This is a genomic window from Pseudomonas sp. R11F (assembly GCF_050312575.1).
GTDB lineage: Bacteria > Pseudomonadota > Gammaproteobacteria > Pseudomonadales > Pseudomonadaceae > Aquipseudomonas > Aquipseudomonas palleroniana.
The window spans coordinates 54,951-74,685 of record NZ_JBNPJU010000044.1; the positions used below are offsets into that span (position 1 = coordinate 54,951).

Here is a 19,735-nt window from a genome sequence, read left to right on the forward strand (position 1 = left end):
GCCTTACCTTAAAAGCAAAAGCGGAGGACAGCAGATACGGATCAGTCTAGGCCATGAGGCGGGCACTAGGCCAGACTCGCTGTCTGCGGGAGCGGGTAAACCGGCTCCCACAGAGGCAGGCTTCAGTCTGCGGCGAGCGGCGGTTGGATGGCAAGCTGGTCGGCCAGGCGCACGAACGCAGCCAGGTCCAGTTGCTCCGGGCGCAGGCCGCCATCGACGCCGGCGGCTTCGATCTCGGCGTTGCTCAGCAGCGCCTTGAGCGTGTTACGCAAGGTCTTGCGACGTTGGTTGAATGCTTCACGCACCACGCGCTCCAGCAACCGATGGTCCTTGGCGGGATGCGGCAGTACGGCGTGAGGCACCAGCCGTACAATGGCCGAGTCAACCTTCGGCGGCGGATTGAACGCCCCAGGGCCGACGTTGAACAAGTGCTCCACGCGGCAGTGATACTGGACCATGATCGACAGGCGACCCCAATCACCCCCACCCGGACCTGCTGCCAGACGCTCAACCACTTCCTTTTGCAGCATGAAGTGCATGTCGCGGATGATCCCCGCGTTGTTCAGCAGATGGAAAATCAGCGGTGTGGAAATGTTGTACGGCAGGTTGCCGACCACGCGTAGGCTGTTAGGCGCGGCATTGAGGCTGTTGAAGTCGAACTTGAGCGCGTCGCCCTGGTGCAGGTTGAAGTTGGACTTGCCGGCAAACTGCTGGTTGAGGATCGGGATCAGGTCTTTGTCCAGCTCAACCACGTCCAGTTGAGCGCCGCTGGCCAACAGGCCCTGGGTCAGTGCGCCCTGGCCCGGGCCGATTTCCAGCAGGCGGTCTTCGGGCTTGGCATGGATGGAGCGCAGGATGCGGTCGATTACACCCGCATCGTGCAGGAAGTTTTGCCCGAAGCGCTTGCGCGCCCGGTGTTGGTAGTGCTCAGTCATATACGGGTCTCGGCCATCTGGTAGGCGGTTTCCAGGGCCACGTGCAGGCTGCCGGTATCGATCTTGCCGCTGCCCGCCAGGTCCAGGGCAGTGCCATGGTCGACGGAGGTACGGATTATCGGCAGGCCCAATGTCACGTTGACTGCGGCGCCGAAGCCTTTGTATTTCAGCACGGGCAGCCCCTGGTCATGGTACATCGCCAGCACTGCATCGCAGTGCTCCAGATATTTGGGGGTAAACAGAGTGTCCGCAGGCAGTGGACCACGCAGATCCATGCCTTCTTGGCGCAGGCGCTCTAATGTCGGTTCAATGATGTCGATTTCTTCATGGCCCAAGTGGCCGCCTTCACCGGCGTGGGGGTTGAGCCCGCAGACCAGGATGCGCGGTTGGGCGATGCCGAATTTCTGTTGCAGGTCGGCGTGCAGGATGCGTGTGACACGCTCCACCCGTTCGGCGGTGATGGCGTCTGCAATCTCACGCAGCGGCAGATGCGTCGTCACCAAGGCAACGCGTAGGCCGCGAGTCGCCAGCATCATCACAACTTGAGCGGTATGGGTCAGTTCGGCGAGGAATTCGGTATGGCCGGAGAAGGCGATGCCGGACTCGTTGATCACACCCTTGTGTACAGGGGCGGTGATCATGCCGGCGAAGTCACCGTTCATGCAGCCTTGCCCGGCGCGGGTCAGTGTTTCCAGTACAAAGGCCGCGTTGGCCTTGTTCAGTTGCCCGGCAACCACCTTGGCCGGCAACGGGGTATCCCATACATACAGGCTGTCTTTGGGGGCCGGCACATCAGGCCAGTTGCCCGGCGCCACGTCCAGCAGGTTGACGGCCACACCCAACTGCGCAGCCCGCTCAAGGAGCAGGTCGCGGTTGGTAATGGCAATCAGGGGGTGTGGCTGGGGCTGCGAGGCGAGCAGCAGGCAGAGGTCTGGACCAATGCCGGCCGGCTCGCCGGGTGTGACTGCAAAACGTTGGGGTTTCACTGGCTTGCCTGGTTGGTGCCTGTTTGATCGGCGCCTGGCAGCTTGTTCTCAACGTAGGCTTCGTCACGGATCTGGCGCAACCAGGTTTGCAGCTCTTCGTCGTATTTGCGGTTACGCAGCACGGTCAGGGCTTGTTGCTCGCGAGCCTGGGTGGTGTTGTCGGTGGCGCGACGGCCCAGGACTTCCAGTACATGCCAGCCATATTGGGTCTTGAACGGCTTGGACAGCACGCCTTGCGGGGTCTTGGCCATCACGTCCTGGAACTCCGGCACCAGGGCTTTCGGGTCGATCCAGTTCAGGTCGCCGCCGTTGAGCGCCGAACCCGGGTCTTCCGAGAAGCTCTTGGCCAGGGTGGCGAAGTCTTCACCGCCTTCGATGCGGTCATAGATCTTCTGCGCCAGCTCCTTGGTTTGTGCCTCGGTGCGGATTTCACTTGGCTTGACCAGGATGTGACGAACATGGACTTCGTCTTTCAGCGAGGTCTCGCCGCCACGCTTGCCCAACAGCTTGAGGATGATGAAGCCGCCTGGCGTACGGGCAGGCTGGGTGATATCACCCACTTGCATTGCGCTGAGTTCGCGGTCGAACGGCGGCGGCAACTGAGCGGCTTTACGCCAGCCCATGTCACCACCGTCCAGGGCGTTATCGCTGCCGGATACGGCGATGGCGGTCTGGGAAAAGTCAGCGCCAGCCTTCAGGCGGTCGTAAACGGCCTGGGTTTTTGCCGCGGCGGCATTGAGTTGCTCAGCGTTGGCGCTGTCCGGCGTCGGGATCAGGATATTGGCCAGGTGCAGTTCCTCGGAGAGCTGCATCTTGCCCAGGTCCGAAGCCAGGAAGTTCTTCACTTCCTGTTCGGAAACCTGGACCCGCTCCGCCACACGACGCTGACGCACACGGCTGATGATCATTTCACGCTTGATCTGGTCACGAGCGTCCTCATAGGACAGGCCATCGTGAGCCAGGGCGGCGCGAAACTGATCGATGCTCATGTTGTTGCGCTGAGCGATGGTGCCGACGGCCTGGTTCAACTCTTCATCCGAAATACGGATGCCGGAACGTTCGCCGATCTGCAGTTGCAGGTTTTCGACGATCAGGCGCTCCAGCACCTGAGGCTCCAGAACGCTGGTCGGTGGCACACCGCCGCCACGCTTGGCGATGGTTTGCTGCACTTCCTTGACCCGTTGGTCCAGCTGGCTCTGCATGATCACGTCGTTATCGACAATGGCCGCAACTTTGTCCAGCTGTTGAACGGCCGCGTGTGCCGATACGGTACCCAGGAACAGCGCGCCCAGCACGAGCGGGCGCAGACAATCAGAAAGCTTGATCTTCACGTTCACGATAACCTTGAATGCCTTTGTCGAGGAAGCTCTCTACCTTGGAGCCGGTCAGGCCGCCGAGTCCTTTAAGGACGATCTGGAAGAAGAGCCCGTGGTCACCCTTTTCGTTAAGGGGGGCGATCTGGGTATATTCGTCGTTGGAAACCCAGTAACGATTGATAACGCGCAGTTTCCAGCAGCAGTTGTCGTACTCGAAACCACCGAAGGCTTCCAAGGTACGGTTGCGGGCGTAGTCATACTGCCAGCGGGTGATCAGGTTCCACTGCGGAACGATCGGCCACATCATCGAGAAGTCGTGTTGCTGGATTTTGTAGTAATCCTTCACGAAATTCGGGTCGCCTGGCTGCCCGTAGTCACCACCGAACTGCCATTTGCCGGTCAGCTGGTTGTACACCACCTGGTCGTTGCGATAGCGATAACCCAGGTTGACGACCTTGTTCGGGTTGTCTTCCGGCTGGTAGTGGAACATGGCGCTGCCGGAGCGAGGGCTGTGGCTGTCAGGGTCCCAGTTGTAGTCGGCAGTCGCACGCCAATCGCGATTGAAGCGGAACTCATAGTCCAGAGCGATAGGCGATACGTTCGACTGTGCGTCGGCACGGTCGGCAGCCAAGACGCCGGGCAGTTGGACTTCACGGTCCTTGAAATACAACGCCTGGCCCACGGACACACGTTGACGTTCGAAGCCGTTTTCTTCGATCCAGCGGCTGGTCACACCCAGGGAGAGCTTGTTCTCATCGCCGACCCGATCATTGCCGCTGAAGCGGTTGTCGCGGAACAGCGAGGCATAGCTGAACGAGTATTCGCTGGTATCGAATACTGGGATATCGCTCTGGTCCTTGTTGGGAACATAAAGGTAGTACGCACGCGGTTCCAGGGTCTGGCGATAATCTTTGCCGAACCAATTGGTATTGCGATCGAAGTACAGGCCACTGTCGATACTTGCGACCGGAATTGCACGGTCCTGGGAGCTCTTGTATTCGCCACCGGCATATTGGGTGCCAGTAGCCGCTGCGGCAGCTTGCGCAGCGATGATCTGGTTTTTACCCGTGCCATCCAGATCAAGATCGTACTTGGTATAAACGTACTTGAGCTTCGGCGTAATGAAACCGTAGGTCCAGTTCATTGGGTACTCTACGGCTGGCGCAACGTTCAGGCGTGTGCCGTTAGCACGGGTCAGGCCTGTAACATAAGTATCCAGTCGCGGTGATACGACGCCGTTTTCATCGGTGAACGTGCCATTTTCAAGGCTCCGCTCAAACCGGGCAGCTTCCGTCTCATAGGTGAAATTCAATCCGCCCGGATGATACGGCAACATACCGTTGAAGGTGATTTGCGGTAGTCGATCATACGGCGTGATCTGGGAAATCGTCGCCAATTGGTAGGCTTGAACGTTCAGGCGGGCCTGGTACGAGTCGCCCCGGTACGTCAGGGAGCCTTGCTGGTTAAGGAAGTCACGGTTCTGAACCCCTTCTTCATAGGTCTTGAGATCCTGGAAGTAGTAAGGGTCGCTGATCTTCGTGTAGTCGACCTGGGACGTCAGGCGTGAATCCAACCCACCTTTATGCTGCCAATTGAGCATATAGCGAGTTTTTTCGTAGTCGGTCTGATTTTTCCGCTCGTCGCTGTCATCGTTCAGGTACGCGCCGCCGAACTGACCTTCACTGGACTTGGTGAGGTAGCGGAATTCGCCTTCCATCAACAGGCCGCGCTTGGTCATGTATTGCGGGTACAACGTGGCGTCGTAGTTCGGTGCCAGGTTGAAGTAGTACGGCGTAACCAGGGTAAAGCCAGTCTCGCCACCCGTGCTGAAGCTCGGCGGCAGGAAGCCGGATTGACGACGGTTGTCGATCGGGAAATAAATGTAAGGGGTGTAGAGGATCGGGATGTTCTTGATCCGCAACGTCGCGTTGGTTGCCGTACCGAAACCGGTGGCAGGGTTCAACGTGATGTTGTTGCCCTTGAGCTGCCAGGCGTTGCTGTCTGGCTCGCAGGTGGTGTACGTACCGTCCTTGAGACGGATGATCGCGTTTTCGGCACGCTTGGCGTACAGGGCGTTACCGCGGATGCGCGACTTGTGCATCACGTATTCGGCGTTGTCGATCTGCGCCGCACCGGTATCGAGCTGTACTTGGGCATGGTCACCCACGATCAGGGCGCCGTTGTCGCGCAGGCGAACGTTGCCGTTCAGCTCGCCACGGTTCTCCGCCTGATACAGGCTGGCTTCCTGGGCTTCCATCTGCATGCTGCCCTGGCGCATGACGACGTCACCGGCCAAGGTCGCGATCTGTTGTTCCTGCTCGTAACGAGAAGCCTTGGCGCCAATGAACGTCGGCGCGTCGCTCTTGGCCGTCTTGTCGTTCATGCCAGGACGCATCGGCTCGATGTACGCACCACCGCAATAAGGGCCGGTTTCGGCCAGCTGGGCTGCGGTCAGCTTCTCGCGAGGCACCCAGTCCAGGTGGCTGTAGTCGGCGCTGCGCGAACGCAGGCCACGGCCCTTGGCTTCGGTGACCAGCATGGTCTTGGGTTCGGCGTCGGCGCTGCTGCCGGTTTCGCCTTGTGGCGTACCGTTTGCCGAGCTGACGGCAGAGCCATCATGCACCGGGCGTGGCGGCAATGGGGCTGCGGCGGTTTTCGGCGCGCAATCCCAGGCACCCGAAGCAGAGACTGAGCAGTCATACTGTTCCGCGGCGACCACGAATGAGGTGGCGAAAGGTTGCATGGCCAGCAGACTGCCGGTTACCAGCAACGGAAATTTTCTACGAAACGCGGGGGATTTCAATGCCATCTTATTAGTCCGGGCTTCCTGCGTGCCATCTGCCCGCGGTTTGGGCCGCACGCCTCTCGATGGTCTGAAAAAGATGCGTGATAATAAAGCATGCCCCGCTTGACGGCTAGCGCCGTCGGAGACCCTTGTAATGCCCGAGCAAGATCTACGTTTACAACAGCTGGAAGTCTGGCTGGATGAGCAATTGCCAATCCTTTTCAACGCCCAGGGTTGGGGTGCCGTACCCCCGGCCACATTGACCGCGGCCAGTAGCGACGCGAGTTTCAGGCGTTATTTCCGCTGGGAGGGAGGGGCACATACGTTCGTGGTCATGGACGCGCCACCGCCCCAGGAAAACTGCAAACCTTTCGTCGAAATTGCGCATCTACTGGCGAAATCGGGGATAAACGTACCCAAAATTTATGCAGAAGATTTGCCACGCGGCTTCCTTTTGCTCAATGACCTGGGCAGAAAAACCTATCTGGACGTGATTGACGCCGACAACGCCGATCAATTGTTTGCCGATGCCATCGATGCGCTGCTGGCTTTTCAGCAGTTGCCGATGGATGCGCCACTGCCCAGCTATGACGTTGCCTTGCTGCGTCGCGAGCTGGAATTGTTTCCTGAGTGGTACGTTCGCCGGCACCTGGGTATCGAGTTCGATACTCGCCAGCGCGATCTCTGGCAACGCGTCAGCGAGCAACTGATCGACAGCGCCCTGGCCCAGCCGAAGGTGCTGGTACACCGCGACTACATGCCGCGCAACCTGATGATCAGCGAGCCCAACCCTGGCGTGCTGGATTTCCAGGATGCGGTCTACGGCCCGGTGACCTACGACATCACCTGTCTGTTCAAGGATGCATTCCTCAGTTGGCCCCAGGCGCGTGTGCGCGAATGGCAGCGCGGCTACTGGGAGCTTGCCGTGCAGTTGGGCATTCCCGTGCACGCCGACTTCGAGGCTTTCCTGCGTGCCAGCGACCTGATGGGCGTGCAGCGCCACCTCAAGGTCATCGGCATCTTTGCGCGCATTTGCCACCGCGACGGCAAGCCGCGCTATCTGGCGGATGTGCCGCGCTTCTTTGCTTATATAGAAGCGGTGCTTGCAGACCGGCCCGAACTGCGCGAACTGGGTGAGTTGCTTGCCAGCCTGCGCGAGCCGGTCGAGGCGAGCCTATGAAGGCGATGATCCTGGCCGCCGGCAAAGGCGAGCGCATGCGCCCGCTGACGCTGCATACGCCCAAGCCGCTGGTGCAAGCGGGCGGCAAGCGACTGATCGAGTATCACCTGGAGGCACTGGCGAAGGCCGGTTTCACCGAGATTGTGATCAACCATGCGTGGCTCGGTCAGCAGATCGAAAGTTATCTGGGTGACGGCGCGCAGTTTGGCCTGCGCATCCAGTATTCGGCCGAAGGTGAACCGCTGGAAACCGGAGGCGGGATTTTCCAGGCCTTGCCGTTGCTGGGGGATAAGCCGTTCCTGGTGGTCAATGGTGATATCTGGACCGATTACGACTTCACCCGGCTACGTCAGCCGCTTCAGGGCCTGGCTCACCTGGTGATGGTGGATAACCCGGCGCACCACCCATCGGGTGGTGATTTCTACCTGGACCAGGGTTTGCTTCATGATGCCGCGCCCGGTGCCGATAACCTGACCTTCAGTGGCATTTCGGTACTCGACCCCCAGCTGTTCGCGGGTTGCAGTGCCGGTGCCTTCAAATTGGCGCCGCTGCTGCGGGCGGCCATGAGCAAAGGTCTGGTAACGGGGGAGCACATGGCGGGACGCTGGATTGATGTGGGGACATTGGAGCGCCTGGCGCAGGTCGAAACCCTGCTGACTGCGGAGCGATAAGATGTTGTGGCCAGGGACGCTGATCGGCGCCGGGGCTGGCTTTGCCATTGCCAGCATTCCGGGGGCTTTGTTGGGGGCATTGTTGGGGCAGGCGCTGGATCGCCGCTTGCAACTGCAGAGTTGGGCGCAATTGCGCGAACGCCTGGGTGGCCGGCCGGCGCTGCGCAATGACGAATTGCTGTTTGTGCTGCTGGGCCGACTGGCCAAAAGCAATGGCCGGGTGGTGGATGGGCATATCCAGCAGGCGCGCCTGGAAATGCGTGCACTGGATATGAACGAACCCGCCCAGCGCCGCGCTATCACGGCGTTCAACCGGGGCAAGTCCGGTAGCGATCGGGTGCGTAGCTATCTGCGCGTGCTCAAGGCGCAGCCCCATGCGGCAGAGGGCGTGCTGCGCGCCTGCTGGCGCATGGCCTGGGCCGATGGCAGAGCGGATGACGCCGAGCGCGACCTGATAGACCAGTGGGGCAAGTGGCTGGGTTGGACACCGCAACAACTGCACGCACTGGCGTCCGATTACACCCCCGAGCGCAAGCCGCTGGTGAACCGAGGGGGGGCCTATCAGGAGGCGTTGCGAATCCTGGGGGTCACCGCAACTACGGAGCCGTCAGTGATCAAGCGTGCCTATCGCCGCCTGCTCAGCCGTCACCATCCGGACAAGATTGCCGGCACCGGCGCCAGCCCCGCGCAAGTGCGCGAGGCAACCGAGCGAACCCGCGAGTTGCACAACGCCTATGCGTTGATTCGCGAACGGCGCGATTTCCGGTAAGCCTCAGTCGACGGTTTGCGGGCTCAACCAGCCGCGAACCCGCCGATACAACTGCTCCTGCTCGGCCGAGCTGTTGCCGGGCAGGGTCTTGAGTGACACCTGCTTATAGCCTTCATTCTTCCCACGCTTGGCCGCCTGAAGCCGCGCCAGGGCGTTTTTACGGTCCAGGGCATTGTCCTGATAGAAGATATCCGCCGTCGGCACTTTCAAGGCCGGGGCCACTTGTTGCAGATCCGGTTGGCGGCCCACCGGGGTTTTGCCGGCCACCAGCACCAGCTTCTGAACCTGCGCCGGTTGCTTTTCGCTCAGGTAACGTGCGGCCCACCAGGCGCCAGTGCCGTGGCCCAGCAGCACCACACTGCGCGCGCTCTGTGTCTGGGCAAAGGCCACGGCTGCGTCAATCCGGTCGAAAATACGCTTGGCGTCGGTCTTGTCCTGTTCATCGGCACCCGGCACTACCGCTGGGTCTGTGCCTTCGGCTTCGGCGCTGGCGGCTTGTTCGATGGGCTTGGCGGCCGTGCTGCCGTCTTTGCTGCTGGTGTCGACGGTTGCCTTGGGCGCTTCGATCACCCGTGGCGGCAGGGTGTCCATGCTCACGTCCGGCAGCGACAGGCTGAGGCTGCCCCAGTTGGCATCCGGCAATTTGCGGCGCAACGGGCCGATTGCTTGCGGCCAGTCAGCATTTTCGCCGGCGCCGGGGACGATAATCACCACCCCCTCCGGTTCTGCACTGTTGGCGGGTTTCCATAAGGCCAGGAACGAATCGGTGCCGGCCTGCAATTGTTGCTGTTCGTGTTGTGGGATATTGCGCTCCAGCGCACTGGCCTCTTCCTGGCTGCGCTCGGGCAGCGCTTGGCGCTCCGCAGGTTTTTCGGCGGCGGGCGCGGGGGCGTCAGCGGCCTGAACAGAAAAGGCGCTGGTAAATAGCAGCGACAGGCACAATGCTGGCAGTGCCGAACGGTGGTGAAAGGGCATCGTTAATTCCCGGCCAGAAGTGATTCCAGCAGCCTAATGGGTTGGTCAGTATTTGTCAGTGATGTGAGACGTGGATCATGGGTTTTCGCTGTCTGCTGATTATCGGCGGTTTGTGCTGTGCCTTGATGGCAACGGCCGCGCCTGCGCCCGTTGCGCCGAAGGCACAGCTCAATGCGCAGCAGCGTGAGTGGCTGAGCCAGCATCCGGAGTTGCGCGTGGGGCTGGTGTTGCAGGCACCTTACGCGCAATACGATCGGCGCCTGCAACGCTTGTCCGGGGCCAATGTGGAGTTGATGCAGTGGCTGGCCAAGGCGCTGAATATCGAACTGTTGTGGCGCAATTTTCCCGATCAGGAGCAGTTGGAGGCCGCCGTGCGCGACGGCGAAGTGGATATTGCGCCCGGCCTGCAGCAAACCCCGGCGGGTTTGCGCCTGTGGTTATTCACCGACCCTTACATGCGTGTGCCTCAGCATATTGTCGGCGTCCGCGAAGGCGGCGGCGCAGTGGAGCTGGAGAAACTCGACGAACGATCGCGCATTGCCGTGCGCATGCCCAGCGCCGTGGCCGATTACCTGCGCAGCACCTATCCCAACCTCAACTTGCAAGGGGTGCCCATGGAGCGCCAGGCCCTGCAGTTGCTGGTAAGCCAACAAGCGCGGTATGCCGTGGTGGATGAGGCGCAACTGAGCCGCTTGTCCGGCGAAGCAGAATTTGCGGGGCTGGCGGTGGTCGGTGATATCGGCTTGCCACAGTTGCTGCGGGTGGGCACACGTCGCGATTGGCCGGAACTGGCAACCCTCATGCAGAGCGCCTTGCGGGCGATACCCGCGCGAGACTTGGACCAGTTGCACAATCGCTGGCTGCAACCCCAGTACCCGCGATTGTCGGAATTCCCGGGTTTCTGGAAGAACCTCAGCCTGTTGCTGGGAATCTGCTTGCTGGCCTGCCTCGCGATGGTCGCCTGGCAGCGTCGCCAGCAACGCGGCCTGGAACACGACTTGCTGGCGGCACGGGAAGAAAGCGCCGCCCGCGCTGCCGGTGCCGAAGCCTTGCGGTTGACGCAGTTTTCCATCGATCAAAGTACGGTCGGCATCCTGTGGGTCAATTGGGACAGCCATGTGCGTTACGCCAATCGTGCGGCAGAAAGCATGCTCGGCTACGCTCCGGGCGCGCTGATCGAGCGGCCGCTGGTCGAGGTCGACCCGACCTTGAACATGGATCGCTGGCTCAACCTGTGGCGACGCGCCCGCGCCAGCGAGGAGGGCGGGCAAACCTTCGCCACCGATTGCGTACGCGCCGACGGCAGTATCCTGCCCGCCGATGTGTCTTTGAGTTTCCTGCGTTTTGCTCAGGGCGAATACCTGGTGGTGTACCTCAACGATGTCACCGAACGCCGCCGTTACGTGGCCGCCTTGCTGCAAAGCGAAGCGCAGTTGCGCGAATTGTCCGCCCACCTGGAAACCGTACGCGAAGAAGAGAAAGCCCGCATCGCCCGCGAGGTACACGATGAGTTGGGCCAGATGCTCACGGTGCTCAAGCTGGAAACCTCGATGTGCGAATTGGCCTATGCGCAGCTCGACCCCGGCCTGAATGAACGGCTCAACAGCATGAAGCGCCTGATCGCCCAGCTGTTCCAACTGGTGCGCGATGTGGCCACCGCGCTGCGCCCGCCGATCCTCGACGCCGGCATCGCCTCGGCCATCGAATGGCAGGCCCGGCGCTTCGAAGCCCGCACGCAAATTCCCTGCCTGGTACAGGTTCCGGATAACCTGCCGGCCCTGAGCGACGCCAAGGCCATTGGTTTGTTCAGGGTCCTGCAGGAGGCACTGACCAATGTGATGCGCCATGCCCAGGCGCATACCGTTGAGCTGACCCTGGTGATTGAGGGGGCAGACCTGCGGTTGACCATCAGCGATGATGGCGTCGGTTTCGTCGAAACCCCCGGCCGCCCTGTTTCTTTCGGCGTGGTCGGTATGCGCGAGCGAGTGCTGATGATGGGCGGGCAACTGAGCCTGCAGAGCGAAGTGGGGGAAGGCACCACCCTGAGCGTCACGGTGCCGTTGGATGCCTGACAACAAGAGGAAAAACCTGTGATTCGCGTATTGGTAGCCGAAGACCACACCATCGTCCGAGAGGGCATCAAGCAATTGATCGGCCTGGCCAAAGACCTGCAGGTGGTCGGTGAAGCCAGTAATGGCGAGCAGTTGCTGGAAACCTTGCGCCATGTGGCGTGCGAGGTGGTGCTGCTGGATATCTCGATGCCGGGCGTGAACGGCCTGGAGGCCATTGCGCGCATCCGGGCGTTGGGCAATCCGCCGGCGATTCTGGTGTTGTCGATGCATGATGAAGCGCAAATGGCCGCCCGCGCCCTCAAGGTCGGCGCGGCGGGTTATGCCACCAAGGACAGCGACCCGGCGCTGTTGCTGACCGCTATTCGCAAGGTCGCAGCCGGTGGGCGATACATCGATCCCGACCTGGCCGACCGTATGGTCTTCGAAGTCGGCCTGACCGATACGCGGCCGCTGCATTCGTTGCTGTCGGAGCGCGAGTTCTCGGTGTTCGAACGCCTGGCCCAGGGGGCCAACGTCAATGATATTGCCCAGCAACTGGCGCTGAGCAGCAAGACCATCAGCACGCATAAGGCGCGGTTGATGCAAAAGCTCAATATCACTTCGCTGGCGGAACTGGTGAAGTACGCCATGGAGCACAGGCTGCTCTGACGACATGCCCATTAGCGACACCCTGTAAAACATCACCGAGCCCATTCTTGCCGCTTGCAGCTCACCCCTTGTAGTTGCACCGTCCTGTGCCCGCCATCGCTGTAGGGCGATCCCTACCCCCAACCTTCCAACCGGCTTATGCAATTCTCTCCCAGCCCCCGATTTCCGGGGGCTTGCGGCTGGACTACGCTTGTTCCATTGCGGTCCAAAACACAAAGGTGCGGGTATGAGCGAGGCGGATACAAATGATGTGCTGGTCAGCTTTCGTGGCGTGCAGAAGAGCTACGACGGCGAGAACCTGATCGTCAAAGACCTCAACCTGGAGATTCGCAAGGGCGAGTTCCTCACACTGCTTGGGCCGTCGGGTTCCGGCAAGACGACCAGCCTGATGATGCTCGCCGGCTTCGAGACACCGACCGCCGGTGAAATCCTCCTGGCCGGGCGTTCCATCAATAACGTGCCGCCGCACAAGCGCGATATCGGCATGGTGTTCCAGAACTACGCGCTGTTCCCGCACATGACGGTTGCCGAGAACCTGGCGTTCCCACTCTCGGTGCGCTCGTTAAGCAAGACCGACATCAGTGAGCGGGTCAAACGCGTGCTGAGCATGGTCCAGCTCGACGCCTTCGCCCAACGCTACCCGGCGCAACTTTCCGGTGGTCAGCAACAGCGCGTGGCCCTGGCCCGTGCGCTGGTGTTCGAACCGCAACTGGTGTTGATGGACGAACCCCTCGGTGCTCTCGACAAGCAACTGCGTGAACACATGCAGATGGAAATCAAGCACCTGCATCAGCGTCTCGGCGTGACCGTGGTGTACGTGACCCACGATCAGGGCGAGGCCTTGACCATGTCCGACCGCGTAGCGGTGTTTCATCAGGGCGAGATCCAGCAGATTGCTGCGCCGCGGACCTTGTATGAAGAACCGAAAAATACCTTCGTCGCCAACTTCATCGGCGAGAACAACCGTCTCAACGGCCGCTTGCACAGCCACACCGGCGAGCGCTGCGTCGTGGAGCTGGCGCGCGGCGAGAAGGTCGAGGCGCTGGCGGTGAACGTGGGTCAGGTCGGCGGGCCGGTCACGCTGTCGGTGCGTCCGGAGCGGGTCAGCCTCAATGGTTCCAGCGAAAGCTGCATCAATCGTTTTTCGGGGCGGGTGGCGGAATTCATCTACCTGGGCGACCACGTGCGCGTGCGTCTGGAAGTTTGCGGCAAGACCGATTTTTTTGTGAAACAACCGATCGCCGAGCTGGACCCGGCCCTGGCGGTCGGCGACGTGGTACCGATTGGCTGGCAAGTCGAGCACGTTCGCGCACTCGACCCACTTCTAGAGGCGAATTGATCGCCCCATGGCTTCACCAACCCTGCACGTGGAGAGCACAACAATGTTGAGATCCCTTAAGTATTCAGCGCTGGTTATCGGCTTGTTCGGCGCGACCCAGGCCATGGCCGGCCCGGACCTGACCGTCGTGTCCTTTGGTGGCGCGAACAAGGCCGCTCAGGTCAAGGCGTTTTACGCACCGTGGGAAAGCGCGGGCAACGGCAAGATCGTCGCCGGCGAGTACAACGGTGAAATGGCCAAGGTCAAGGCCATGGTCGATACCAAGAGTGTGTCCTGGGACCTGGTGGAAGTGGAATCGCCGGAGTTGTCCCGGGGGTGTGACGAAGATATGTTCGAACCTCTGGACCCCAAGCTGTTCGGTAATGCTGCGGACTACGTAAAAGGCGCGATCCAGCCGTGCGGCGTGGGTTTCTTCGTGTGGTCCACGGTGTTGGCCTACAACGCCGACAAATTGGCTTCCGCGCCAACCAGCTGGGCGGATTTCTGGGATACCAAGAAATTCCCCGGCAAACGCGGCCTGCGTAAAGGTGCCAAGTACACCCTGGAATTCGCCCTGATGGCCGACGGCGTAGCGCCCAAGGACGTTTACAAAGTGTTGGCCGGCAAAGATGGCCAGGACCGTGCATTCAAGAAGCTCGACGAACTCAAGCCGTCGATCCAGTGGTGGGAAGCGGGCGCCCAACCGCCACAGTACCTGGCCTCGGGTGATGTCGTGATGAGTTCGGCCTACAACGGCCGTATCGCCGCCGTGCAGAAAGAAAGCAACCTCAAGGTGGTGTGGAACGGCGGCATCTACGACTTTGACGCATGGGCCATTCCTAAAGGCCTGGCGAAAGACCGTGCCGAAGCCGCGAAGAAATTCATCGCCTTCTCGGTACAGCCGCAGCAGCAGAAGACCTACTCGGAAAACATCGCCTACGGCCCGGCCAACACCCAAGCGGTCCCGTTGCTGGCCAAGGACATCCTCAAGGATATGCCGACCACCCCGGAAAACATCGCCAACCAGGTGCAGATCGATGTGAGCTTCTGGGCGGATAACGGCGAGCAGTTGGAGCAGCGCTTCAATTCCTGGGCTGCCAAATAACACCGCTTACCCAGTGGGAGAGGCGTTGCTCTCTCCCACCAGGGTTCTGCATTTCCTTTCAAGATCCGGAGTCAGCCATGGCTATCGCCATTCCCAGCCCCACCCTCAAGCAGCGCCTGGCGCGTGCCGAACGGCTCAACCGCTGGAAGGCCCAGGCATTGATTGCACCGCTGGTGCTGTTTTTGCTGCTGGTGTTCCTGGTGCCAATCATTGCGCTGCTCTACAAAAGCGTCGGCAACGAGGAAGTGGTGGGCGGTTTGCCGCGTACCGTGGTGGCGGTCAAGGCCTGGGATGGCCGTGGCCTGCCCGGCGAACCGGTGTATCAGGCGCTGAGCGAAGACTTGGGCGAAGCGCGCAAAAACCAGACGCTGGGCGACTTGTCCAAGCGCTTGAACATGGAGTTGGCCGGCTATCGCAGCCTGCTGACCAAAACCGCGCGGGCGCTGCCCTTTACCGAGGCGCCCGGCTCTTATAAAGAAGCGTTGGAAAGCCTCGATGAACGTTGGGGCGACCCGGCGTACTGGCAGGCGATCCGGCGCAATACCAGCAGCCTCACACCGTTCTACCTGCTGGCGGCTGTCGACCACCGTATCAATGACCTGGGCGAACTGGCCCCGGCTACGCCGGACCAGGCCATTTACCTGGACATTTTCGCGCGTACCTTCTGGATGGGCCTGGTGATTACCTTCATCTGCCTGCTGCTGGCGTATCCCTTGGCGTACCTGCTGGCCAACCTGCCGGCGCGCAAAAGCAACCTGCTGATGATTCTGGTGCTGCTGCCGTTCTGGACCTCTATCCTGGTGCGGGTCGCCGCGTGGATCGTGCTGCTGCAATCCGGTGGCCTGATCAACAGCGCCTTGATGGGCATGGGCTTGATCGACAAACCCCTGGAGCTGGTGTTCAACCGCACCGGGGTCTACATCTCCATGGTGCACATCCTGTTGCCGTTCATGATTCTGCCGATCTACAGCGTGATGAAAGGCATCTCACCCACCTATATGCGTGCAGCGATTTCCCTGGGCTGCCACCCGTTCGCCAGCTTCTGGCGCGTGTATTTCCCGCAGACCTACGCCGGCGTCGGCGCCGGCTGCCTGTTGGTGTTCATCCTGGCGATTGGTTACTACATCACCCCGGCGCTGCTCGGCAGCCCGAACGACCAGATGGTCAGCTACTTCGTGGCGTTCTACACCAACACCAGCATCAACTGGGGCATGGCCACGGCGCTGGGCGGCTTGCTGCTGCTGGCGACGGTGTTGCTGTACCTGATCTACAACCGGCTGGTAGGCGCCAGCCGCCTGCGCCTGAGCTGAGGAGACCTTGCGATGCTGAGCCCTTATATGTCGCCCGTCGAACGCCTGTGGTTCTACAGCCTGCGGATCCTGTGCGGCTTGATCCTGTTGTTCCTGATATTGCCTGTGCTGGTGATCATCCCGCTGTCGTTCAACAGCGGCAGTTTCCTGGTGTACCCGCTGCAAGGTTTTTCGCTGCATTGGTACCAGGATTTCTTCGCCTCGGCCGAATGGATGCGTGCGTTGAAGAACAGCATTATCGTCGCGCCGGCCGCCACGGTGCTGGCCATGGTGTTCGGCACATTGGCCGCGATAGGCCTCACGCGCGGCAATTTCCCCGGCAAGGCGCTGGTGATGGCCCTGGTGATTTCGCCGATGGTGGTGCCGGTGGTGATTATCGGCGTGGCGAGTTACCTGTTTTTTGCGCCACTGGGCCTGGGCAACAGCTTCTTCTCGCTGATCGTTGTGCATGCGGTGCTGGGTGTGCCGTTTGTGATCATTACCGTGTCGGCGACCTTGCAGGGTTTCAACCATAACCTGGTGCGGGCGGCGGCGAGCCTGGGCGCTTCGCCATTGATCGCGTTTCGCCGGGTGACCTTGCCGTTGATCGCGCCGGGGGTGATTTCCGGGGCGCTGTTTGCCTTTGCCACCTCGTTCGATGAAGTGGTGGTGACGCTGTTCCTCGCCGGCCCCGAGCAAGCGACCCTGCCGCGCCAGATGTTCAGCGGCATCCGCGAGAACCTCAGCCCGACCATTGCCGCTGCCGCCACCTTGCTGATTGCCTTCTCGGTGCTGCTGTTGCTCACCCTGGAATGGTTGCGCGGGCGTAGCGAGAAGCTGCGCACTGCGCAGGTATGATGACCATTCAGCTGCTGAATGGCTGACAACCCCGTATAGAGAGCTACTCTTGTGCCAGCCCATCCTTCAATAAGAGGCCGCGCACATGAGTACTTCCTCATTCAAGATCGCCCACAAGTTGCTCACCGGCGCAGGTGCCATCGAGCAACTGGCCGCCGAACTCACACGCCTCGATGTGGATAACCCGCTGATCGTCACCGATGCGGCGTTGGTCAAGTCCGGCACCGTGGCGCTGGCGCTCGAGCATTTGGGCGAGCGCGACTATGAAATCTTCGACCGAGTGCAGCCCGACCCGGAAATTGCCATCGTCGAAGACTGCATGCAGGCCTACCGCGACGGCGGGCATGATGGCTTGATTGGTGTCGGCGGGGGCAGTTCCATCGATATCGCGAAATGCGTCGGCGCGTATGCCGGCTACCACGGTGCGCTGGCCGATCTGTTCGGCATCGACCAGGTGCCACGCAAGGGGCCGCCGTTGATCGCGATACCGACCACGGCCGGTACCGGCTCGGAGGTGACCAATGTGGCGATCCTTTCCGACAAGGTCGCGCAATTGAAAAAAGGCATCGTCAGCGATTACTTGCTGCCGGATGTTGCACTGATGAGCCCGCAAATGACCCTCACGTGCCCGCGCAGCGTGACAGCCGCCAGCGGTGTGGATGCGTTGGTGCATGCCATTGAAGCCTACCTGTCGCTGAATGCGTCGCCGATTACCGATGCCCTGGCGATAGGCGCGGTCAAGTTGATAGCCAACGCATTGCCCAAGGCGTACGCCAACCCGGGGCATCTGCAGGCCCGTGACGACATGGCCACCGCCAGCCTGATGGCGGGCATGGCGTTCGGTAACGCCGGGGTGGGCGCCGTGCATGCGTTGGCGTATCCGCTGGGCGGTCGTTTTCATATCGGGCATGGCGTGAGCAACTCTCTGTTGCTGCCCTATGTGATGCAGTGGAACAAGCTGGCGTGTGTCGAACGCATGCGCGACATCGCCGAGGCCATGGGCGTGAATGTCACCGGCTTGAGTCTGGTTGACGCGGCCGATCAGGCCGTCGCGGCGATGACGCGGCTGTGCGCGGCCGTGGAAATCCCCACGGGCCTGCGCAGCTTCGGGATTCCCGAAGACGCAATTCCGGCCATGGCTGCCGAAGCTGCAGGCATTGAACGCCTGATGCGCAATAACCCGCGCCAGCTCAGCACAGCGGATATCGAGAAAATCTACCGCGCAGCGTACTAGCCATTGAGCCAGGTCACGGTGCGCGCGGCAAAGCATGAGGTATACAATGCGCGCCATCGTGATTTAGCTCAAAAAGGTGCGTCATGCAGCCCTTCGTCATTGCTCCATCGATTCTCTCCGCCGACTTTGCCCGCCTGGGTGAGGAAGTGGACAAGGTATTGGCCGCCGGTGCGGACTTCGTGCACTTCGATGTCATGGATAACCACTACGTACCCAATCTGACTATCGGGCCGATGGTCTGCGCGGCGTTGCGCAAGTACGGCATCACCGCGCCGATCGATGCGCACCTGATGGTCAGCCCGGTGGATCGCATCATCGGCGACTTCGTCGAGGCTGGCGCGACCTACATTACCTTCCATCCGGAAGCCTCGCTGCACGTCGACCGTACCCTGCAACTGATCCGCGAAGGCGGCTGCAAGGCCGGCCTGGTGTTCAACCCGGCCACCCCGCTGAGCGTGCTTGAGTATGTGATGGACAAGGTCGACATGATCTTGCTGATGAGCGTCAACCCAGGCTTTGGCGGGCAGAAGTTCATCCCCGGCACGCTGAACAAGCTGCGCGAAGCCCGTGCGCTGATCGATGCGTCCGGCCGTGATATCCGCCTGGAAATCGACGGCGGGGTCAACGTCAACAATATCCGCGAAATCGCTGCTGCAGGTGCCGATACCTTTGTGGCCGGCTCGGCGATCTTCAACGCTCCGGACTACCAGGAAGTCATCGACAAGATGCGTGCCGAACTGGCGCTGGCGCGTCCATGAGCGGCTTTGAGCGGCTGTTCCCCGGCAAACTGCCACGGCTGGTGATGTTCGATCTGGACGGTACCTTGATCGACTCGGTGCCTGACCTGGCGGCGGCGGTGGACGAGATGCTGCTCAAGCTGGGGCGCAAGCCGGCGGGCATTGATTCGGTGCGCGAATGGGTGGGTAACGGCGCACAGATGCTGGTGCGCCGGGCCCTGGCCAATCATCTCGACGCCGACGGTGTGGACGATGTCGAGGCCGAACACGCCTTGGAGCTGTTTAACGCCGCCTATGAGAGCAGCCACGAACTGACCGTGGTTTACCCAGGCGTGCGCGACACCCTCAAGTGGCTGAGCAAGCAGGGTGTGGAAATGGCGCTGATCACCAACAAGCCGGAGCGTTTCGTCGCGCCGCTGCTGGACGAGATGAAGATCGGCCGCTATTTCCGCTGGATCATCGGTGGCGATACCCTGCCGCAGAAGAAACCTGACCCGGCGGCGCTGTTCTTCGTGATGAAAATGGCCAACATCCCCGCGTCCCAGTCGTTGTTCGTCGGCGATTCGCGCAGTGATGTGCTGGCGGCGAAAGCGGCGGGGGTGCAGTGCGTGGCCCTGAGCTACGGCTACAACCATGGCCGGCCGATTGCCGAAGAGTCGCCGGCGCTGGTGATTGATGACCTGCGCCAGTTAATCCCCGGTTGCTTGGGAGCGGGCGCTGAGATAACGTTGCCCGACGTTGATTCAAACCCTTCTGGAAATCCCATCGTGGTGGTCACTCGCAAACTCTGGATGAAAGTCATCAAGGCCCTGGCCCGCTGGCGTTGGCGCGCCTGACTGATCCTGGCCGCGCTGCGG

Annotated in this window: 17 protein-coding genes; 12 read left to right on the forward strand and 5 right to left on the reverse strand. The window is 61.1% G+C overall.

The features are described from left to right. Window positions 1–122: 122 nt before the first annotated feature. The 4 genes from rsmA to ACQRBV_RS12020 are packed head-to-tail and all read right to left on the reverse strand — an operon-like array spanning window position 123 to window position 6,046. On the reverse strand, window positions 123–935 hold the full coding sequence (gene rsmA / locus ACQRBV_RS12005; protein WP_411985392.1) for a 16S rRNA (adenine(1518)-N(6)/adenine(1519)-N(6))-dimethyltransferase RsmA: 813 nt from the start codon (window positions 933–935) through the stop codon (window positions 123–125). Beyond that, window positions 932–1,921: a 4-hydroxythreonine-4-phosphate dehydrogenase PdxA gene (gene pdxA / locus ACQRBV_RS12010; RefSeq protein WP_244384990.1), complete on the reverse strand. Its 990-nt coding sequence runs from the start codon at window positions 1,919–1,921 to the stop codon at window positions 932–934. Before pdxA ends, rsmA begins: the two co-directional genes overlap by 4 nt. Beyond that, the gene (locus tag ACQRBV_RS12015; protein WP_411985393.1) at window positions 1,918–3,258 is read right to left on the reverse strand and encodes a peptidylprolyl isomerase; all 1,341 of its coding nucleotides are present in this window, start codon (window positions 3,256–3,258) and stop codon (window positions 1,918–1,920) included. Before ACQRBV_RS12015 ends, pdxA begins: the two co-directional genes overlap by 4 nt. After that, window positions 3,233–6,046, reverse strand: a complete 2,814-nt coding sequence (locus ACQRBV_RS12020) for an LPS-assembly protein LptD (RefSeq protein ID WP_411985394.1) — start codon at window positions 6,044–6,046, stop codon at window positions 3,233–3,235. Before ACQRBV_RS12020 ends, ACQRBV_RS12015 begins: the two co-directional genes overlap by 26 nt. Window positions 6,047–6,176: 130 nt before the next feature. Here ACQRBV_RS12020 and ACQRBV_RS12025 point away from each other — a divergent pair, with 130 nt between their 5' ends. From ACQRBV_RS12025 to ACQRBV_RS12035, 3 genes are read left to right on the forward strand one after another with little or no spacing between them, the layout of a single operon-like run. Further along, on the forward strand, window positions 6,177–7,202 hold the full coding sequence (locus ACQRBV_RS12025) for an aminoglycoside phosphotransferase family protein (protein ID WP_060757284.1): 1,026 nt from the start codon (window positions 6,177–6,179) through the stop codon (window positions 7,200–7,202). After that, window positions 7,199–7,873, forward strand: coding sequence for an N-acetylmuramate alpha-1-phosphate uridylyltransferase MurU (gene murU, locus ACQRBV_RS12030; protein ID WP_060757285.1), 675 nt, complete (start codon window positions 7,199–7,201; stop codon window positions 7,871–7,873). The genes ACQRBV_RS12025 and murU overlap by 4 nt, the downstream gene beginning before the upstream one ends. Window position 7,874: 1 nt before the next feature. After that, window positions 7,875–8,642 carry a TerB family tellurite resistance protein gene (locus ACQRBV_RS12035; protein ID WP_060757286.1) on the forward strand — a complete coding sequence of 256 codons (768 nt, stop codon included), beginning with the start codon at window positions 7,875–7,877 and terminating at the stop codon, window positions 8,640–8,642. 3 nt (window positions 8,643–8,645) lie between these two features. On the opposite strand, the gene ACQRBV_RS12040 is transcribed toward ACQRBV_RS12035, so the two are convergent. Then, window positions 8,646–9,617, reverse strand: coding sequence for an alpha/beta hydrolase family protein (locus ACQRBV_RS12040; protein WP_060757287.1), 972 nt, complete (start codon window positions 9,615–9,617; stop codon window positions 8,646–8,648). Between the two features lie 77 nt (window positions 9,618–9,694). Between ACQRBV_RS12040 and ACQRBV_RS12045 the strand changes: the two genes are divergently transcribed. The 9 genes from ACQRBV_RS12045 (at window position 9,695) to ACQRBV_RS12085 (ending at window position 19,714) form a co-directional block, all read left to right on the forward strand. Next, the gene (locus tag ACQRBV_RS12045; RefSeq protein WP_198763266.1) at window positions 9,695–11,689 is read left to right on the forward strand and encodes a sensor histidine kinase; all 1,995 of its coding nucleotides are present in this window, start codon (window positions 9,695–9,697) and stop codon (window positions 11,687–11,689) included. Window positions 11,690–11,707: 18 nt separating this feature from the next. Beyond that, window positions 11,708–12,337, forward strand: a complete 630-nt coding sequence (locus ACQRBV_RS12050; RefSeq protein ID WP_198763265.1) for a response regulator — start codon at window positions 11,708–11,710, stop codon at window positions 12,335–12,337. Between the two features lie 226 nt (window positions 12,338–12,563). Then, window positions 12,564–13,676 carry an ABC transporter ATP-binding protein gene (locus ACQRBV_RS12055; RefSeq protein ID WP_060757290.1) on the forward strand — a complete coding sequence of 371 codons (1,113 nt, stop codon included), beginning with the start codon at window positions 12,564–12,566 and terminating at the stop codon, window positions 13,674–13,676. A 43-nt stretch (window positions 13,677–13,719) separates the two neighbouring features. Beyond that, the gene (locus ACQRBV_RS12060; RefSeq protein WP_060757291.1) at window positions 13,720–14,760 is read left to right on the forward strand and encodes an ABC transporter substrate-binding protein; all 1,041 of its coding nucleotides are present in this window, start codon (window positions 13,720–13,722) and stop codon (window positions 14,758–14,760) included. Window positions 14,761–14,837: 77 nt separating this feature from the next. Further along, the gene (locus tag ACQRBV_RS12065) at window positions 14,838–16,070 is read left to right on the forward strand and encodes an ABC transporter permease (RefSeq protein ID WP_411985395.1); all 1,233 of its coding nucleotides are present in this window, start codon (window positions 14,838–14,840) and stop codon (window positions 16,068–16,070) included. A gap of 12 nt (window positions 16,071–16,082) precedes the next feature. After that, entirely contained in the window at window positions 16,083–16,907 is an 825-nt protein-coding gene (locus ACQRBV_RS12070; RefSeq protein WP_060757293.1) for an ABC transporter permease, read from the forward strand. An 85-nt stretch (window positions 16,908–16,992) separates the two neighbouring features. Beyond that, window positions 16,993–18,141, forward strand: a complete 1,149-nt coding sequence (locus ACQRBV_RS12075) for an iron-containing alcohol dehydrogenase (protein WP_060757294.1) — start codon at window positions 16,993–16,995, stop codon at window positions 18,139–18,141. A gap of 83 nt (window positions 18,142–18,224) precedes the next feature. Beyond that, the gene (rpe, locus tag ACQRBV_RS12080) at window positions 18,225–18,899 is read left to right on the forward strand and encodes a ribulose-phosphate 3-epimerase (protein ID WP_025857056.1); all 675 of its coding nucleotides are present in this window, start codon (window positions 18,225–18,227) and stop codon (window positions 18,897–18,899) included. After that, window positions 18,896–19,714, forward strand: coding sequence for a phosphoglycolate phosphatase (locus ACQRBV_RS12085; RefSeq protein ID WP_060757295.1), 819 nt, complete (start codon window positions 18,896–18,898; stop codon window positions 19,712–19,714). The genes rpe and ACQRBV_RS12085 overlap by 4 nt, the downstream gene beginning before the upstream one ends. Window positions 19,715–19,735 lie beyond the last annotated feature (21 nt).

Coding starts and splice junctions, on each gene's coding strand:
- rsmA (WP_411985392.1), bottom strand. CDS start 935: ATGACTGAGCACTACCAACACCGGGCGCGCAAGCGCTTCGGGCAAAAC.
- ACQRBV_RS12020 (WP_411985394.1), bottom strand. CDS start 6,046: ATGGCATTGAAATCCCCCGCGTTTCGTAGAAAATTTCCGTTGCTGGTA.
- ACQRBV_RS12025 (WP_060757284.1), top strand. CDS start 6,177: ATGCCCGAGCAAGATCTACGTTTACAACAGCTGGAAGTCTGGCTGGAT.
- murU (WP_060757285.1), top strand. CDS start 7,199: ATGAAGGCGATGATCCTGGCCGCCGGCAAAGGCGAGCGCATGCGCCCG.
- ACQRBV_RS12035 (WP_060757286.1), top strand. CDS start 7,875: ATGTTGTGGCCAGGGACGCTGATCGGCGCCGGGGCTGGCTTTGCCATT.
- ACQRBV_RS12040 (WP_060757287.1), bottom strand. CDS start 9,617: ATGCCCTTTCACCACCGTTCGGCACTGCCAGCATTGTGCCTGTCGCTG.
- ACQRBV_RS12045 (WP_198763266.1), top strand. CDS start 9,695: ATGGGTTTTCGCTGTCTGCTGATTATCGGCGGTTTGTGCTGTGCCTTG.
- ACQRBV_RS12055 (WP_060757290.1), top strand. CDS start 12,564: ATGAGCGAGGCGGATACAAATGATGTGCTGGTCAGCTTTCGTGGCGTG.
- ACQRBV_RS12060 (WP_060757291.1), top strand. CDS start 13,720: ATGTTGAGATCCCTTAAGTATTCAGCGCTGGTTATCGGCTTGTTCGGC.
- ACQRBV_RS12065 (WP_411985395.1), top strand. CDS start 14,838: ATGGCTATCGCCATTCCCAGCCCCACCCTCAAGCAGCGCCTGGCGCGT.
- ACQRBV_RS12070 (WP_060757293.1), top strand. CDS start 16,083: ATGCTGAGCCCTTATATGTCGCCCGTCGAACGCCTGTGGTTCTACAGC.
- ACQRBV_RS12075 (WP_060757294.1), top strand. CDS start 16,993: ATGAGTACTTCCTCATTCAAGATCGCCCACAAGTTGCTCACCGGCGCA.
- rpe (WP_025857056.1), top strand. CDS start 18,225: ATGCAGCCCTTCGTCATTGCTCCATCGATTCTCTCCGCCGACTTTGCC.
- ACQRBV_RS12085 (WP_060757295.1), top strand. CDS start 18,896: ATGAGCGGCTTTGAGCGGCTGTTCCCCGGCAAACTGCCACGGCTGGTG.